This window comes from Burkholderia sp. 22313 (assembly GCF_052045245.1).
In the GTDB taxonomy this organism is placed as follows: Bacteria; Pseudomonadota; Gammaproteobacteria; order Burkholderiales; family Burkholderiaceae; genus Burkholderia.
This window is the reverse complement of record NZ_JBQEON010000004.1, coordinates 237,142-253,286: the sequence shown is the minus strand read 5'-3', so window position 1 is coordinate 253,286 and position 16,145 is coordinate 237,142. Positions and strand designations below refer to the sequence as shown.

Sequence of the window (16,145 nt, the reverse complement as noted above, 5' to 3'; positions counted from 1 at the left end):
ACTCTCAGACTGAAGGGAATCACGCATGAAGATTCACGAGTACCAGGGTAAGGAAATCCTGCGGAAATTCGGCGTCGCGGTACCGCGCGGCAAGCCGGCGTTCTCGGTTGACGAGGCCGTCAAGGTGGCGGAAGAGCTCGGCGGCCCGGTTTGGGTCGTGAAGGCTCAGATTCACGCGGGTGGCCGTGGCAAGGGCGGCGGCGTGAAGGTGGCGAAGTCGATCGAGCAGGTGCGCGAATACGCGAACCAGATCCTCGGCATGCAGCTCGTCACGCACCAGACCGGTCCGGAAGGCCAGAAGGTCAACCGCCTGATGATCGAAGAAGGCGCCGACATCAAGCAGGAACTGTATGTCAGCCTCGTCGTCGATCGCATCTCGCAGAAGATCGTGCTGATGGGTTCGAGCGAAGGCGGCATGGACATCGAAGAAGTCGCCGAAAAGCACCCGGAACTGATCCACAAGGTCATCGTCGAGCCGTCGACGGGCCTGCTCGATGCGCAAGCCGACGATCTCGCCGCGAAGATCGGCGTGCCGGCTGCTTCGATTCCGCAAGCGCGCGCGATCCTGCAAGGCCTGTACAAGGCATTCTGGGAAACCGACGCATCGCTGGCTGAAATCAACCCGCTGAACGTTTCCGGCGACGGCAAGGTCACCGCGCTCGACGCGAAGTTCAACTTCGACTCGAACGCGCTGTTCCGCCACCCGGAAATCGTCGCGTACCGCGACCTGGACGAAGAAGATCCGGCTGAAATCGAAGCGTCGAAGTTCGACCTCGCGTACATCTCGCTCGACGGCAACATCGGCTGTCTCGTGAACGGCGCAGGCCTGGCAATGGCGACGATGGACACCATCAAGCTGTTCGGCGGCGAACCGGCGAACTTCCTGGACGTCGGCGGTGGTGCGACGACCGAGAAGGTCACGGAAGCGTTCAAGCTGATGCTGAAGAACCCGGATCTGAAGGCGATCCTCGTGAACATCTTCGGCGGCATCATGCGCTGCGACGTGATCGCGGAAGGCGTGATCGCCGGTTCGAAGGCCGTGAACCTGAACGTGCCGCTCGTCGTGCGCATGAAGGGCACGAACGAGGACCTCGGCAAGAAGATGCTGGCCGATTCGGGCCTGCCGATCATCTCGGCCGACAGCATGGAAGAAGCTGCGCAGAAGGTCGTCGCGGCTGCCGCAGGCAAGTAACGCTATCGAATACGCATGGCGGCGCGGCTTGCACGCGACGCCAATCGAACAGAGGTCAAAATACATGTCGATTCTGATCAACAAGGACACGAAGGTCATCACGCAGGGCATTACCGGCAAAACCGGTCAGTTCCATACGCGCGCCTGCCGTGAATACGCAAACGGCCGCGAAGCATTCGTCGCGGGCGTGAACCCGAAGAAGGCCGGCGAAGATTTCGAAGGCATTCCGATCTACGCGAGCGTCAAGGAAGCGAAGGCGGAAACCGGCGCGACCGTGTCGGTCATCTACGTTCCGCCGGCAGGCGCTGCCGCTGCGATCTGGGAAGCGGTCGAAGCCGACCTCGATCTCGCGATCTGCATCACGGAAGGCATCCCCGTGCGCGACATGATCGAAGTGAAGGACCGCATGCGTCGCGAAGGCCGCAAGACGCTGCTGCTCGGGCCGAACTGCCCGGGCACGATCACGCCGGACGAACTGAAGATCGGCATCATGCCGGGTCACATCCACCGCAAGGGCCGCATCGGCGTCGTGTCGCGTTCGGGCACGCTGACGTATGAAGCGGTTGCTCAGCTGACGGCACTCGGCCTCGGCCAGTCGTCGGCAGTCGGTATCGGCGGCGACCCGATCAACGGTCTGAAGCACATCGACGTGATGAAGATGTTCAACGACGATCCGGATACGGATGCGGTCGTGATGATCGGCGAAATCGGTGGTCCGGACGAAGCCAACGCGGCAGAGTGGATCAAGGACAACATGAAGAAGCCGGTCGTCGGCTTCATCGCGGGCGTCACGGCGCCTCCGGGCAAGCGCATGGGCCACGCCGGCGCGCTGATCTCGGGCGGTGCGGATACGGCCGAAGCGAAGCTGGAAATCATGGAAGCGTGCGGCATCACCGTCACGCGCAACCCGTCGGAAATGGGGCGCCTGCTGAAGAAGGCGCTGTAAGTTCCGCGTGTTTCGTCCTGCAGAAAACGCCGGCTTTGCCGGCGTTTTTTGTTATGCTCGTGCAATGTTTTTGTAAGCACCGGGCATGCGCGACGCACGTCCGGCGTTCGCCCGGCCTTCTTGTCCGGCAACCACTGCCTTCACCCGAAACCGCTCATGCTTGAATTCCTGACGTCGCTCCACTGGGGCGCCGTGCTTCAGATCGTCATCATCGACATCCTCCTCGGCGGCGACAACGCGGTCGTGATCGCGCTCGCGTGCCGCAACCTGCCGGCCAACCAGCGGCTGCGTGGTGTCGTATGGGGCACGGCCGGCGCGATCCTGCTGCGGGTCGCATTGATCGCGTTCGCGGTCGTGCTGCTCGACGTGCCGTTCCTGAAGTTCGGCGGCGGCCTGTTGCTGCTGTGGATCGGTATCAAGCTGATGGCCCCCGACGCCGACGCCCACGACAACGTGAAGCCGGCCGACCGGCTGTGGGACGCCGTGAAGACGATCGTGATCGCCGACGCCGTGATGAGCCTCGACAACGTGATCGCGATCGCCGGCGCGGCCGAGCAGGCGGATCCGACGCACCGGCTGGCGCTGGTGATTTTCGGGCTCGTCGTCAGCGTGCCGATCATCGTATGGGGCAGCACGCTGGTGCTGAAGCTGCTCGACCGCTTTCCGGTCGTCGTCGCGTTGGGCGCCGGGCTGCTCGGCTGGATCGCGGGCGGGCTGATGGTGCACGATCCGGTCGGCGATCGCTGGCCGGTGCTCGATACGCCGGCCGCGATCTACGGCGCGAGCATCGCCGGCGCACTGTTCGTCGTGGTGGCCGGTTACGCGCTGCGGCGTCGCCGCGGCGTTGCGCAAGCGCATTGACGTTGGCCGTCCGGCCGACTGCCGGGTTCGCGGCCCGCTGGCTACGATCGAAACGCCTGCCTGATTCGGCAGGCGTTTTTCGTTTCCGGAGCCTGTCATGTTCGAAGCTTTTTCCGTTTCCCTGTTTCGTCGCCTCGCCGCCGATCTGCAGCGCGCGCGCCGGCCGGTGCCGCGCTGGCGGCCGGCTGGCTTCACGCTGATCGAGCTGATGATCGTGCTCGCAATCGTCGGCGTGATCGCGGCCTATGCAATTCCCGCGTACCAGGACTACCTCGCGCGTTCGCGCGTCGGGGAGGGGCTCGCGCTCGCGTCGTCCGCGCGGCTCGCGGTTGCCGACAACGCCGCGAGCGGCGCGGGCCTCGACGGCGGCTACAGCCCCCCGGCCGGCACCCGCAACGTCGAATCCGTGGTCATCGACGGCGACACGGGCCAGATCACGGTGTCCTTCACAGCCCGCGTCGCCGCAGCTGGCACGAATACGCTCGTCCTGGTGCCGTCCGCACCGGACAAGGCCGACACGCCGACCGCTCGCGTCCCGCTCAAAAAGGGTGCGATGCAGGCCGGTGCCATCGTGTGGGAGTGTTTTGCCGCCGGCAAGACGGCTTCGTCGCTGCCGGCGCCGGGCGCGGGGCCGTTGCCGGCGGACGCGGCGACGCTGCCCGCGAAATATGCGCCCGCGGAATGCCGCGCGTAGCGTAGGCGGCGTGGCGACCAGCGCGGGGCTGGCCGGCACGGCGCGGCACCCGCCGTGGCGGCCCTGTCGCATCGGATAACGGCGCGACCGGCCCGCACAGAGCGAGGAAAGTTTTGTATAGTGCGCCGGTTGCTGACATCCGGTTCGCTCATGCCTTCTACTTTTTCCCGTTCGTTGCCGCTCGTTGCGCTGGCTGTCGCCCTGATCGTGCCGTACTCGATCACGAATCATACGTATCCGATCCCGACTTTCTATTCCGAGTTTGCCGCGCTGGTGCTGTATCTGCTGGTGGGGCTCTCCGTCGTGCTGCTCGCGCGCACGGGGCGCCCGGCCCAGCCGTTCGCCGCGCCGGCGGCCTTCGTCGCGCCGCTCGGGTTCGCAGCGGTGCTGATCGCGCAGGTCGCGCTGATGCCGCTGAAGGTGCCGTCGATGAACTGGCTGGCGGTCGGCTATCTGGCCGCCGCGCTGGTCGCGATGCAGGCTGGCTACGCGCTCGCGCGCGAGGGGCTTGCCGAAGCCACCGCGCAAATGATGGCCGGTGCGCTGCTGTTGGGCGGGATGCTCGCGGTCGCGAGCCAGGTCGTGCAGTTGTTCCATTTCGAATCCGCGGTGTCGCCGTTCGTCGTGCTGTACAACGTCGCGGTCGACCGCCGTCCGTACGGCAACATGGCGCAGGCCAACCACCTGGCGACCTACATCGCGTTCGCGCTTGCGGGTGCGCTGTATCTGGTGCAGACGCGCCGGCTCGCGGTGTGGGCGTGGCTCGCGCTGTCGATCGTGTTGTCCGGCGGGCTCGCGTTGACGGTGTCGCGCGGCCCGTGGCTGCAGGTCGCGGTGATGGTCGTCGCCGGTTTCTGGATGGCATGGCTCGAGTCGCGCCGCACGCCGGGCAACCGCCGCGCATGGCTGATGCCGGTCGCGCTCGCGGTGGCGTTCGTCGCGGTGAACGTCGCGGTGCGCTGGGCCAACGTGCGTTTCCACCTGGGGCTCGCCGAATCGGCGGCCGAGCGGATGCGCGACGCGGGGCAGATCGCGCCGCGCCTCGCGCTGTGGAAGTACGGGCTGGCGATGTTCCGCGAGCATCCGCTGCTCGGCGTCGGCTGGGGCGAATTCCCGTCGCACCAGTTCGCGCTGGTGCGCACGCTCGGCGGCGTCGAAATCGCGAACAACTCGCACGACATCTTCATCGACCTGCTCGCGAAGTCCGGCCTCGTCGGCCTTGGCGTGCTCGTCATCGCGCTTGTGACGTGGTTCGTGCGCGCCGTACGCGCGCCGCAGTCGAGCACGCGCGTGTTCGGCCTCGCGTTGATCGGCATCCTGCTGATGCATGCGCTTGTCGAATACCCGCAGCAGTACATGTTCTTCCTGCTGCCGGCGATGTTCGTGATCGGCCTGCTCGACGTGAAGCCGCTGCGTCTGCTGCCGGGCCGCGCGGCGTTCGGGTTGTTCGCGGTGCTGTCGATCGGCGGCGTGCTGGCGGCGGTGCCCGTGCTGCGGGACTACCAGCGTGCGGAAGTGCTGTACTACGGCAACGATCCGGCCGCGCAGTACCGCGATGCGCCGTCGCGGCTGTTCGGCGCGTGGGGCGATTACGGGGCGGCCACGCTACTGACGATTTCGCCGGACAACCTGCCGCTGAAGCTTGCCGCGCACGAGCGCGCGATCGCGCTGCTGCCGGGCGAGACGGTGCTGCGCCGCTATGCGGCGCTGCAGGCACTGGCCGGCCGCGAAGACGACGCGCTCGACACGGTCGCGCGCCTGCACGTGTTTGCGAAGGAATTGAAGGACTGGCCGCAGCAGCTCGCGTCGCTGTACAAGCTGTGCGACCAGCAACCGGCACTGAAGGCGTTCAAGGCGACGCTCGTCGCGAAGTACGGGGAAGTGCCGCCCGACGCGGAGGGCGACGAGTCGGACGACGATTCGGAGTAATGTCGCGCAGCGCCGGGCGGGGAATCCCGGCGCCTGTCGGATTGCGGTGGCGCAGGGAGCGGCGGCCGGCCGTGACGGGGCGGCGATTGCTTCCCGGAACGAATGGATGCTGGCCGAATCCGGTGCGATTCGCGTCAACCATTGTCAAATCGCCGCCACGCGCGAGGCGGCGCGTGCACAATGCGCACACAGTACTGAAGAACGATATTCGACCATGGCTATTCGCTCGACCTACCTGATCCTGCCTGCCGTCGCCGTGCTGTTTTCCGGCTGCGCGATGCTGTCGTCGTCGCAGGACAGCAAGCTGACGTGCCACATTCCGCGCGCCATCTATCCCGATACCGCGAAACCGCTCACGCGTCCGGTGACGGTGCTGGTGCGCGCGATGATGACGACGTCTGGCGAAGCGCAGAACGTCACGGTCACGACGAGCAGCCGCAACGCGGCCGCGGATCGCGCGGCGGTCGAAGCGATGACGCACGCGACCTGCGCACAGACCGGCGCGACCGCGAATCCGTTCCTGCTCACGCAACCGTTCGTGTTCGAGCCGCGCCGCGGCGAGTGATGGGCGGCCGGCGCGGCGGGGCATGCCGCGGCGCGGTGGCTGCTTGCCGGCGTTTCCTGTCCGGCGCCACCGTCCCGGGGCGCCGTTTCATCGCATGATCGCGGTTCAGCGCTGCGGCATCAGGTTCGCGCCGTGGCATGCCGGCTCGGCCGTCTTGTGCAGTCCGAGCATCGTGAACCCGTTGCGCTCCTGGCGGATCAGCGCGTAGCGCCGCGCGACCGTCTCACCTTCCTTGCCGGTCAGATCCAGTTCGACCTGGAAGCGATCCTTGCTGTCCGAGCAGCCGCGTACCGGACCATACGCGAACCCGATATCGGGCGCCTTGCTTTCCGCATTGAACGCCTGCCGGGCCTTCAGCGCCGCCGCGGCCGCCGCCGGCTCGGTCCATTCGCGCGCGAACGCATCGTTCGCTTCGAGCCACTCGTCGACGAAATCGCGGCCGTTGACCGAGACGGGCTGCACGCGTTGCACGGTGTCGCCGTCGACGCGATAGCGGAAGATGCCCGGTCGCGTCATCACGTCGCTGTCGCGCGAGCCGACCGTCGTGCGCATCTCGAAGCCGTCGGGGCGCACCTTGAAGCGGATCGCGTTGTCGTCGAGCACGTAGCCGTGATCCGTGTGGAACAGCGTGCGTTGCGCGGCCGCGCCGTTCGCCGGCGCGACCACGTCCGCGCCGAACCGGCTCCAGCGCGACGAGCACCACGGCGTGCCGTGGACGACTGCCACCTGCCCGTCGGGCAACGCGCCAAACCAGAAGCCACTGCCGTAGGCACCGCCAATGTTCTTGTAGTCGTCGGCTTGCCAGCGCAGCACGCGGCGCCAGCCGCCGTTTTCCCATGCAAAGGCCGTGAGCAGGTTGTCGTCGCCGCACGCGATGTCGAAGCCGGCGCGCACGAAGAGAAGCGGGCGGGACGTGCCGTCGCGCGTGACGTCGACGTCCGGGTTGTGGCCGAACGCCGATTCGCCGGTTTTCGGCTGCGCAGGTTGGGCGGGGACGCCGAGCGTTGCCGCCAGTGTGCTTTGCAGCGCGGCCGGATCGACGTGTTCGTCGCTGCATGCGAGCCGTGCGTCGATCGCGCCGACGAGCGCCTGCTTGTACGCGCGGATCGCGTCGCGCAAAGGCGGCGAGACGTCGACGGTGCCGCCACCGTCGCTTTGCGGATTGCGGGCTTGCTGGACGCGGTGCTGCGCGTCGATGGCTGCGCGTGCGGCGGTGTCGGCGGCGGGGCATGGGCCGGCGGCGAAGCTCGCGGCGGGCAGCGTGAACAGTGCGCACAGTATCGGCGCGGCGTACTGCAGCGTCTTCTTCATCGATGACTTGTTCTTCTGATTTTCTATTGTTTGAAATGGGGAATCGTTACGGCCGACGATTTATCCCGAACTGCCCCGGCGCACGCGTGCTTCAACCCGCCGCGTCGTCCGCCCTCCAGTCTCCCGACTTCCCGCCGCGCTTCTCCCGCACGCTCACATCGGTGATCACCATCCCCCGATCAACCGCCTTGCACATGTCGTACACGGTCAGCAGCCCGACCTGCACGGCGGTCAGCGCTTCCATCTCGACGCCGGTCCGCCCGAACGTCTCGACCTGCGCGACGCAGTGCACGCCCGGCAGTGCGTCATCGAGTTCGAAGTCGACGGCCACGCGCGTCAGCGCGAGCGGGTGACACAGCGGAATGAGGTCGGCGGTGCGCTTTGCGCCCTGGATCGCGGCGATGCGCGCGACGCCGAGCACGTCGCCTTTTTTCGCCTTGCCGTCGCGAATCAGCGCGAACGTCGCCGGCAGCATCCGGATCGTGCCGCGCGCGACCGCGATGCGTTGCGTTTCCTGCTTGCCGCCGACGTCGACCATGTGCGCGTGGCCGGCGGCGTCGAAATGGGTAAGTCCTGACATGTCTTGCTCCGATCTCCTGTTTCGCGGCAGGTCGAGCCACCGCATCCGACGGGCGCCTATCATAGCAGTGGCCCGTGCTGCGCCAGGCGCGCAGATGACGCATCCGCCGCACCGAACAGTCGCGATCGCACCGGTACAATGACCCGAATATTCAGACCAACCGCCGCGATGCGCGCCCGGCGCGCGGGACGGCGTCGCCTTCAACCTGCCATGCGTGTCAAACAGTTGCTTGCCGTGTTGCTGTCGGCGGCGCTCGTGCTGCCGCCGAGCGGCTACGCACAGCGTGCGTCCGCGCTGCCGCTCGAACCGGCGGCCGGCGCGTCGCCGTCGATTTCGACGGTGCCGCCCGGCATCGCGACCGGCGTATTCGGCACCTACGGCGGCGCGGAAAGCCGGTTGTCGGGCACCGACGGCGCATCCGCGCCCGTTGCGGGCCTGCGCGCCCCGCTGCGCGCGCTGGAGCTGCCCGACCTCGGCGACGGCTCCGGCGGTTCGCTCACGCCGCAGGCCGAGCGCCGTCTCGGCGAACGCGTGATGCGCGAGGTGCGGCGCGACCCGGACTATCTCGACGACTGGCTCGTGCGCGACTACCTGAACGCGATCGCGAAGCGGCTCGCGGCCGCGGCGGCGGCGCGCTATATCGGCGGCTACACGCCGGACTTCGAGCTGTTTCCGGTGCGCGATCCGCAGATCAACGCGTTCTCGATGCCGGGCGGCTTCATCGGGATCAACAGCGGGCTGGTCGTCACGACGCAGACGGAATCCGAACTCGCGTCGGTGGTCGGCCACGAGATGGGCCACGTGCTGCAGCGGCACATCGCGCGGATGATCGGCGCGAACGAGAAGACGGGCTACGCCGCGCTCGCGTCGATGCTGCTCGGCGTGCTGGCGGGCGTGCTCGCACGCAGCGGCGATCTCGGCAGCGCGATCGCGATGGGCGGGCAGGCGTATGCGGTCGACAACCAGCTGCGTTTCTCGCGGACGGCCGAGCGCGAAGCCGATCGTGTCGGGTTCCAGTTGCTCGCCGGCGCCGGCTACGACCCGTACGGAATGCCGGGCTTCTTCGAACGGCTCGAACGCGCGTCGATGGGCGATGCGGGCGTGCCGGCCTATGCGCGCACGCACCCGCTGACGGGCGAGCGGATCGCCGACATGGAGGATCGCGCGCGCCGCGCGCCGTACCGGCAGCCGCGCCAGTCGGCCGAATACGGCTTCGTGCGTGCGCGGCTGCGCATTCTGCAGAACCGCGCGCCGAACGACATCGCGGCGGAGGCGCGCCGGATGCAGCTCGAGCTCGACGATCGCACCGCGCCGAACGTCGCGGCGAACGAGTACGGGATTGCGCTCGCGAACACGCTGCTCGGCCAGTACGACGCGGCCGACAAGGCGCTTGCGTCGGCACGCGCCGGCTTCGACGCACGCGAGCGGCGCGCGGACGATCCGGCGACGAGTTCGCCGAGCCTCGACGTGCTCGCCGCCGACATCGCCCGCCGCGCGGGCCGGACCGACGACGCGGTGCGGCTCGCGGCACTCGCGCAGCGGCGCTGGCCGGCGTCGCATGCGGCGATCGTCGCGCACCTGCAGGCGCTGATCGCCGCGCGCCGCTTCGCCGAAGCACAGGCGCTCGCGCACACCCAGGCGAAGGCGGACCCGGAGCAGCCGGACTGGTGGGACTACCTCGCGAAGGCGAGCGACGGCAAGGGCGACGTGCTGGCGCGGCGCCGTGCGCTTGCGGAGAAGCTCGCGCTCGACGGTGCGTGGCCGTCGGCGATCCGGCAGTTGAAGGAGGCGCGCGACGCGAAGGACGTGTCGTTCTACGACCAGTCGATCATCGGCGCGCGGCTGCTGGAATTCGAGGCGCGCTACAAGGAAGAGCGCGAGGACGAAAAGAACGGCCGCGGATGACGGCCGCCAGGCGGGCAGGGCAGGGCGGTCGCGCCTTCAGCCTTCGACGTTGCCGTCATCCGGCGACGCGTCGCGAAGCGCCCGCTGCGCAGGACTCGCGACGAAGCCGAACGTGGCCGGCACGTCGGCGCAGACGAGGTTGCCGAGCGGCAGCGTGCGTCCGTCGCGCCAGCGCAGCACGGGCGGCGTCGCGTCGAAGTCCGCGTGATCGGCGAACAGGCCGAGATCATGGTCGTGCAGCGCCGCGACGCGCGGCGGCGTGCCGGCCGCGCGAAACAGCACGCCGCCCGCATCGTCGAGCCACGCGGCGTCGGGCTCGAACGGTGCGCCGGTCTGGTCGGCCAGCGTGAGCCGTCCGTCGCGTTCGGCCAGGCGCACGACCCACGGCGTATAGGCGAGCTCGACGTACACGCGCTGCGGCCCGTTCTGGAAAAACCACTGGCCGTGCGCGTCGCATTCGAAATTGCGTCCGATGAACGCGTTCAGCGCCGCATGCCGGATCGGCGAGCCGAGCTCGCCGGCGGCTTGCGCGGCGGCGTCGCGCAGCCGCCACTCGCCGCGCCGGTCGAGCAGCAGCCAGCCGGTGCAGTGCGGGACGTTCGGCCACTTGGCGAGGGCCTGCCTGACGATGTCATCCATGGTCGACGAATTTGGAGCAATAGCCGAACACCCGCGCCGACAGCCAGTCGAGTCGGCCGGGGAACGGCCCGGTCATGAATCCCGCATGGCCGCCGTGCTCGGGCTGGTCGAGCTCGACGGCCGGCGACACGTCGGCGGCGCTCGGCAGCGCGGATTCCGGCAGGAACGGATCGTTGCGGGCGTTGAGGATCAGTGTGGGCACGTCGATTGCGGGCAGCAGCGGACGCGTCGTCGCCTGGGTCCAGTAGTCGTCGGCGTCGGCGAAGCCGTGCAGCGGCGCGGTCACGACTTCGTCGAAGTCGCGCATCGTCACGGCCCGCAGCATCGCGTCGCGGTCGAACAGCCCCGGATACTGATCGAGCTTCGCGAGTGCCTTGCGCTTCAGCGTCTTCAGGAAACTGCGCGTATAGACCATCGCGAAACCCTGCGACAACGCACGGCCGCCCGCATGCACGTCGATCGGCGTCGAGATCGCGGCGGCCGCGTGCACGATCGACGTGTCGCTGCGGTGTTCGCCGAGCCAGCGCAGCAGCACGTTGCCGCCGAGCGACACGCCGGCCGCGACGACCGGCCCGCGATGCTGCGCGGCGAGCCGGCGCAGGATCCAGTCGACCTCGGCGCTGTCGGCGAGATGGTAGAAACGCGGCTGCCGGTTGATCTCGCCGCTGCAACTGCGAAAGTGCGGGACGACCGCGTGCCAGCCCTTTGCGCGCGCGGCGGCCATCATCGCCAGCGCGTAGTGCGAGCCGGAACTGCCCTCGAGGCCGTGGAACAGCACGAACAGCGGCGCATCGGGTGCCGGCGCCGCGCTGTCGAGATGCGCGACCCAGTCGAGATCGATGAAGTCGTGGTCGGGGGTTTCCCATCGCTCGCGTCGGTACGCGACGGCCGGGCGCCGTGCGAACAGCGCGGGCACGATGGTTTGCGCATGGCTGTTCGGCAGCCAGCGTGGTGCGCGATAGCGCAATGAATCGTCGTCGGGGGCCGGGGCCCCGGTCAGCGGCGAGGTGGGCGGAGAAGCCGTACTCATGATCGCCCCGCTAATGCGTTGCTTCGTTACGTCGTCAGTGCAGCGGACCCTGCCCGTGACGGATCTTCGCGGCGAATTGTCCGGCCGCCTGTTCAGGAATCGGGCTCGCGTGGATATGCGCGATGCGCCACTCGCCGCGTTCGTGGATCATCACGTACGTGGCGAAAACCATGTCGGGGTCGGCCGTCAGGTCGGCCTGCTGATGTGCTTCGGCGATCGTGTAGACGACGGTGCCGAGACTGTCGTACACGCGAATGTCGAGCGGTTCGATCGTCACCGGGCGCGTTGCGAGCCGGTTGGCCAGCCCGCTGCGAATCTGGTCGAGGCCGTGCAGATGCTCGCCGTCGGCCCAGACGCAGCTGGCGAAGTCCTCGTCGATCCACAACCCCAGCAGCGCGTCGAGATTGGCATCGGCGACGGCCTGGTAGTAGGCGTTCAGCGTATCGGCAGCGGCTTCGAAAAGGCGGGCAAAACGTGGCATCGGGGTTATCTCTCGCGCGCGTCGCGCGCCGTATTCAGCACGGCGGCCCGGGTGGAGCCGCCGTGCACCGGTGAATCGGATTGCCCGGCGCGTCGTGCGGCGCTGCCGGTCAGGGTCAGCGCTGCCCGACGAGCATGCCGCGCAAATCGCCGAATACCTGCTCGGGACCGAGTTCGCGCAGGCAGTTCAGATGGCCGAGCGGGCACTCGCGTTGGAAGCAGGGACTGCATTCGAGATGCAACCATTGTACCTTCGCCAGCTCCGACAGCGGAGGGGTGTGGCGCGGATCCGTCGAGCCGTACAGCGCGACGAGCGGCCGGCGCAGCGCGGCGGCGACGTGCATCAGCCCCGAATCGTTGGTCACGACCGCATTCGCGCGCGCGATCAGCGCGCACGCCTCGGACAGCGACGTCTGCCCGCACAGGTTGCGCACGTTCGGCGCGTGGTCGGCGATCGCCTGCGCGGCGGCGGCGTCCTTCTGCGAGCCGAGCGCGATGATCTGCGTGTACGGGAACGACTGGTGGACGATCGTCGCGAGCGTCGCGAAATGCTCGGGCGGCCAGCGCTTGGCCGGACCGTATTCCGCGCCGGGGCAGAACACGACGAGCGGCTTGCGTGTATCGAGATTGAAACGTGCGGACACGCGCGCCGTCTCGTTCAGGTCGGCGTCGAGGCGCGGCGGCGGCAGCGTCTTCATCGACTCGGGCAGCTTCGCGCCCGGCGCATACGCGAGCGCCGCGTAGTGCGTCGTCATCGGCGGACGTTCGGCCGACTTGTCGGGGTTCGCGTGACGCACGTTCAACAGGCCGTAGCGGTGCTCGCCCGTATAGCCGATCCGCAGCGGAATGTTCGCGAGCCACGGGATCACGGCGGACTTCAGCGAATTCGGCAGCACGTACGCCGCGTCGTAGCCGACGTCGCGCAGGTCGCTCGCGAGCTGCCAGCGGCGCAGCAGCTGCAGCTTGCCGTGCGCGAGGTCGGTCGCGTGGACATCGTGGATCTCGGGCATCCGCTCGAGCACGGGCGCGACCCAGGTGGGCGCGACGGCATCGATCGCGATGCGGGGATGGAGCTTCTTCAGCAGCGCAAAAAGCGGCTGCGCCATCAATGCGTCACCGATCCAGTTCGGTGCGATAACCAGCGCTCGACGCATCAGGTCGACTTCCGATGTCGTAATGAAGCACGGTGCACAGGCACCGCGTTCGGGTTGTTCAGAACGGGAAAAGGGCGGCGCGCCGGCATGCCGGCTGCGCCGCCTCGCGAGCGGCGGGCCCTCGGGCCCGGCTGACGGGGCTCAGTGGCCCTTGACCACCTCGCCGTCGCGCAGCTTGTAGCGCGTGCCGCAGTACGGGCAGCGCGCTTCGCCGTGCGACACGTCGATGAAGACGCGCGGGTGCGCGCTCCAGCGTGCCATGGCCGGGTTCGGGCAGTAGGCGGGGAGATCCTTGGCCGTCAGCTCGACCAGCGGCATTTCCTTGATTTCACTCATGAGACTTTCTCTTTATCACTCTTTTGTGGGGCGGTCGGTGGTGCAGCGCACTCAGACCTTCGTCAGCCAGTGCGCGTACTTCGCGTTCTTGCCCGACACGATATCGAAAAACGCCGACTGGAGCTTTTCCGTGACCGGGCCGCGTGCGCCGCTGCCGATCGTGCGGTTGTCGAGCTCGCGGATCGGCGTGACTTCGGCGGCCGTGCCCGTGAAGAACGCTTCGTCGGCCGTGTAGACCTCGTCGCGCGTGATGCGCTTCTCGATCACCTCGATGCCGGCGTCCTTCGCGAGCGTGATGACCGTGTCGCGCGTGATGCCGTCGAGGCACGACGCCAGGTCGGGCGTGTACAGCTTGCCGTTGTTGACCAGGAAGAAGTTCTCGCCGGAGCCTTCCGACACGTAGCCGTCGACGTCGAGCAGCAGCGCTTCGTCGTAGCCGTCGGCAGTCGCTTCCTGGTTCGCGAGGATCGAGTTCACGTACCAGCCCGACGCCTTCGCGCGCACCATCGACACGTTCACGTGGTGGCGCGTGAACGACGACGTCTTCACGCGGATGCCCTTCGCGAGGCCGTCCTCGCCGAGGTAGGCGCCCCACGGCCACGCGGCGATCGCGACGTGGATCGTGTTGCCCTTCGCGGACACGCCGAGCTTTTCCGAGCCGACCCAGATGATCGGGCGCAGGTAGCACGACTCGAGCTTGTTCTCGCGCACGACTTCGAGTTGCGCGGCTTCGAGGGTTTCCCGGTCGAACGGCACGTCCATCTGGAAGATCTTCGCCGAATTCTGCAGACGTTTGGTGTGCTCGGGCAGGCGGAAGATCGCGGTGCTGCCGTCGGCCGCCTTGTACGCGCGCACGCCCTCGAAGACGCCCATGCCGTAGTGCAGCGTATGGGTCAGGACGTGGATCTTGGCGTCGCGCCAGTCGATCAGCTTGCCGTCCATCCAGATCTTGCCGTCGCGGTCGGCCATTGACATAGGATTCTCCTGGAAGCGGTGAGGTGCTGCGGGGTGTGTGCAGCGTTGAGCCGGAAAGACGCACATTTTAGCGTCATTTGGTGTCGATCCGGTCGGCCGGCGCGGGGCCGGCGCTATAATCGTCCGGCACCGATTCCAATAACGACGGGCCGTGCCGGCAGGAGGCGCCGGGGCCCGGACGAACCGCCCGCTGCGGCCCGCTTTCCCATGCACGCTCGATTGTCCGCCACCGACCGCTTCGCGCTGATCCAGGGCGCGCGCGACTATTCCCCGACACTGATGGCGATCCTGTCCTGGGGGCTCGTCACCGGCGTCGCGATGAGCAAGTCGGTGATGACGCTCGGGCAGGCGAGCGCGATGTCGATCTTCGTCTACGCGGGCTCGTCGCAGCTCGCGGTGCTGCCGCTCCTCGTCGCGAAGCTGCCGGTCTGGACGATCCTGCTTACGGCCGCGATGGTCAACATGCGCTTCGTGATCTTCAGCGCCGGGCTTGCTCCCCATTTTTCCTACCTGCCGCTGTGGCGGCGCCTCGCGATCGGCTATTTCAACGGCGACGTGATCTACCTGCTGTTCCAGAAACAGGGCTTCGCGTACGGCCAGGTGCCGGGCAAGGAGGCGTACTTCTGGGGGATGGCGCTCGCGAGCTGGGCGTCGTGGCAGGTGTCGTCGCTCGCCGGCATCCTGCTCGCGAGCGTCTTTCCCGCGAGCTGGGGGCTGGAGCTGGCCGGCACGCTCGCGCTGATCCCGATCATGGTGTCGGCGGTCGCGAACCGCTCGACGCTCGCGGCCGTCGCGGTCGCGGGCATCGTGTCGCTGATCGCGTTCGACCTGCCGTACCGGCTCGCGTTGCCGATCGCGGTGCTGGCCGCGCTCGCGGCCGGCTGCACGGCCGATTTCTTCGTCGAACGCGCCGACTGGCGCCGCATTCGCACCGAAACCGTGCACGACAAGGAAATCGAATGAGCGCGACGGAGATCTGGATCGTGATCGTCGGCATGACGATCGTCACGGCCGTCACGCGCGCGCTGTTCCTGCTCGGCGGCGAACGCACGGTGCTGCCCGAGCGCGCGCAGCGCGCTTTGCGCTACGCCCCGGCCGCCGCGCTCGTCGCGGTCGTGCTGCCCGACGTGCTCGAAACGCCGGCCGGGCTGTCGTTTGCGCTGTCCAACCATCCGTTCTACGCGGCGCTCGCCGGCCTCGGCTGGTTTTTGTGGCGCCGCAGCATGCTCGGCACGATCATCGTCGGAATGCTCGTCTTCACCGTGCTGCGCCTGATCTTCTGACGCATCGCCGCACCGGCCGCCGGCCGCTTGCGCACGGGCATTGTTGCGTTGCGGCAATGTATCGATCGCCGCGTGCGATCCCAAATAGGCGGAATTCGCCGCCCGCGGGTCAGTCTGCCGGGTGGATCGGCTAGAATGCCCGTTCGAGATTTTTTCCCGTGCGCGTCATGCGAACCGCCAGCCACGGCCGCATCCGGCGCCCTTTCGCGGCAGCCCGCGCACGTCCAGCGTGAACCCCCTTTCCCCATCCACTACTTCAATCTGT

Annotated in this window: 17 protein-coding genes; 9 read left to right on the top strand and 8 right to left on the bottom strand. The window is 67.9% G+C overall.

The features are described from left to right. Nucleotides 1-25: 25 nt before the first annotated feature. The 6 genes from sucC to ACTJKF_RS05990 all read left to right on the top strand — a co-directional run bounded on the left by sucC (nt 26) and on the right by ACTJKF_RS05990 (nt 6,187). Nucleotides 26-1,192, top strand: coding sequence for an ADP-forming succinate--CoA ligase subunit beta (sucC, locus tag ACTJKF_RS06015; RefSeq protein ID WP_006477915.1), 1,167 nt, complete (start codon nt 26-28; stop codon nt 1,190-1,192). A gap of 64 nt (nt 1,193-1,256) precedes the next feature. Then, nucleotides 1,257-2,138, top strand: coding sequence for a succinate--CoA ligase subunit alpha (sucD, locus tag ACTJKF_RS06010; protein ID WP_006477916.1), 882 nt, complete (start codon nt 1,257-1,259; stop codon nt 2,136-2,138). A 156-nt stretch (nt 2,139-2,294) separates the two neighbouring features. Next, a complete protein-coding gene (locus ACTJKF_RS06005) occupies nt 2,295-2,999 on the top strand; it encodes a TerC family protein (protein WP_440622636.1) in 705 nt (234 codons plus the stop codon). Nucleotides 3,000-3,096: 97 nt separating this feature from the next. After that, on the top strand, nt 3,097-3,693 hold the full coding sequence (locus tag ACTJKF_RS06000; RefSeq protein ID WP_440622635.1) for a pilin: 597 nt from the start codon (nt 3,097-3,099) through the stop codon (nt 3,691-3,693). 150 nt (nt 3,694-3,843) lie between these two features. After that, nucleotides 3,844-5,622 carry a PglL family O-oligosaccharyltransferase gene (locus ACTJKF_RS05995; RefSeq protein ID WP_440622634.1) on the top strand — a complete coding sequence of 593 codons (1,779 nt, stop codon included), beginning with the start codon at nt 3,844-3,846 and terminating at the stop codon, nt 5,620-5,622. A 214-nt stretch (nt 5,623-5,836) separates the two neighbouring features. Continuing rightward, nucleotides 5,837-6,187 carry a TonB family protein gene (locus ACTJKF_RS05990; protein ID WP_440622633.1) on the top strand — a complete coding sequence of 117 codons (351 nt, stop codon included), beginning with the start codon at nt 5,837-5,839 and terminating at the stop codon, nt 6,185-6,187. Between the two features lie 105 nt (nt 6,188-6,292). On the opposite strand, the gene ACTJKF_RS05985 is transcribed toward ACTJKF_RS05990, so the two are convergent. Together ACTJKF_RS05985 and moaC are read right to left on the bottom strand one after the other, a co-directional pair. Further along, nucleotides 6,293-7,498 carry a hypothetical protein gene (locus tag ACTJKF_RS05985; protein ID WP_440622632.1) on the bottom strand — a complete coding sequence of 402 codons (1,206 nt, stop codon included), beginning with the start codon at nt 7,496-7,498 and terminating at the stop codon, nt 6,293-6,295. Between the two features lie 91 nt (nt 7,499-7,589). Then, the gene (gene moaC / locus ACTJKF_RS05980; RefSeq protein ID WP_440622631.1) at nt 7,590-8,078 is read right to left on the bottom strand and encodes a cyclic pyranopterin monophosphate synthase MoaC; all 489 of its coding nucleotides are present in this window, start codon (nt 8,076-8,078) and stop codon (nt 7,590-7,592) included. A gap of 210 nt (nt 8,079-8,288) precedes the next feature. Here moaC and ACTJKF_RS05975 point away from each other — a divergent pair, with 210 nt between their 5' ends. After that, complete coding sequence (locus tag ACTJKF_RS05975) at nt 8,289-9,983, top strand: M48 family metalloprotease (protein WP_440622630.1); 1,695 nt, start codon at nt 8,289-8,291, stop codon at nt 9,981-9,983. 36 nt (nt 9,984-10,019) lie between these two features. Here ACTJKF_RS05975 and ACTJKF_RS05970 read toward each other — a convergent pair whose 3' ends face one another. The 6 genes from ACTJKF_RS05970 to ACTJKF_RS05945 all read right to left on the bottom strand — a co-directional run bounded on the left by ACTJKF_RS05970 (nt 10,020) and on the right by ACTJKF_RS05945 (nt 14,597). Further along, on the bottom strand, nt 10,020-10,622 hold the full coding sequence (locus ACTJKF_RS05970) for a DUF2946 family protein (RefSeq protein ID WP_440622629.1): 603 nt from the start codon (nt 10,620-10,622) through the stop codon (nt 10,020-10,022). Beyond that, nucleotides 10,615-11,652, bottom strand: a complete 1,038-nt coding sequence (locus ACTJKF_RS05965) for a hydrolase (protein ID WP_440622628.1) — start codon at nt 11,650-11,652, stop codon at nt 10,615-10,617. The genes ACTJKF_RS05970 and ACTJKF_RS05965 overlap by 8 nt, the downstream gene beginning before the upstream one ends. A gap of 34 nt (nt 11,653-11,686) precedes the next feature. Continuing rightward, nucleotides 11,687-12,133, bottom strand: a complete 447-nt coding sequence (locus ACTJKF_RS05960; RefSeq protein WP_096507184.1) for a nuclear transport factor 2 family protein — start codon at nt 12,131-12,133, stop codon at nt 11,687-11,689. Between the two features lie 115 nt (nt 12,134-12,248). Continuing rightward, entirely contained in the window at nt 12,249-13,286 is a 1,038-nt protein-coding gene (gene waaF / locus ACTJKF_RS05955; RefSeq protein WP_440622627.1) for a lipopolysaccharide heptosyltransferase II, read from the bottom strand. Between the two features lie 141 nt (nt 13,287-13,427). Further along, complete coding sequence (locus tag ACTJKF_RS05950) at nt 13,428-13,622, bottom strand: zinc-finger domain-containing protein (protein ID WP_006749970.1); 195 nt, start codon at nt 13,620-13,622, stop codon at nt 13,428-13,430. A 51-nt stretch (nt 13,623-13,673) separates the two neighbouring features. Beyond that, entirely contained in the window at nt 13,674-14,597 is a 924-nt protein-coding gene (locus ACTJKF_RS05945) for a branched-chain amino acid transaminase (RefSeq protein WP_440622626.1), read from the bottom strand. A gap of 207 nt (nt 14,598-14,804) precedes the next feature. Here ACTJKF_RS05945 and ACTJKF_RS05940 point away from each other — a divergent pair, with 207 nt between their 5' ends. Together ACTJKF_RS05940 and ACTJKF_RS05935 are read left to right on the top strand one after the other, a co-directional pair. After that, nucleotides 14,805-15,560 carry an AzlC family ABC transporter permease gene (locus ACTJKF_RS05940; protein ID WP_440622625.1) on the top strand — a complete coding sequence of 252 codons (756 nt, stop codon included), beginning with the start codon at nt 14,805-14,807 and terminating at the stop codon, nt 15,558-15,560. Continuing rightward, the gene (locus ACTJKF_RS05935) at nt 15,557-15,880 is read left to right on the top strand and encodes an AzlD domain-containing protein (RefSeq protein WP_124833665.1); all 324 of its coding nucleotides are present in this window, start codon (nt 15,557-15,559) and stop codon (nt 15,878-15,880) included. Before ACTJKF_RS05940 ends, ACTJKF_RS05935 begins: the two co-directional genes overlap by 4 nt. Nucleotides 15,881-16,145: the final 265 nt, after the last annotated feature.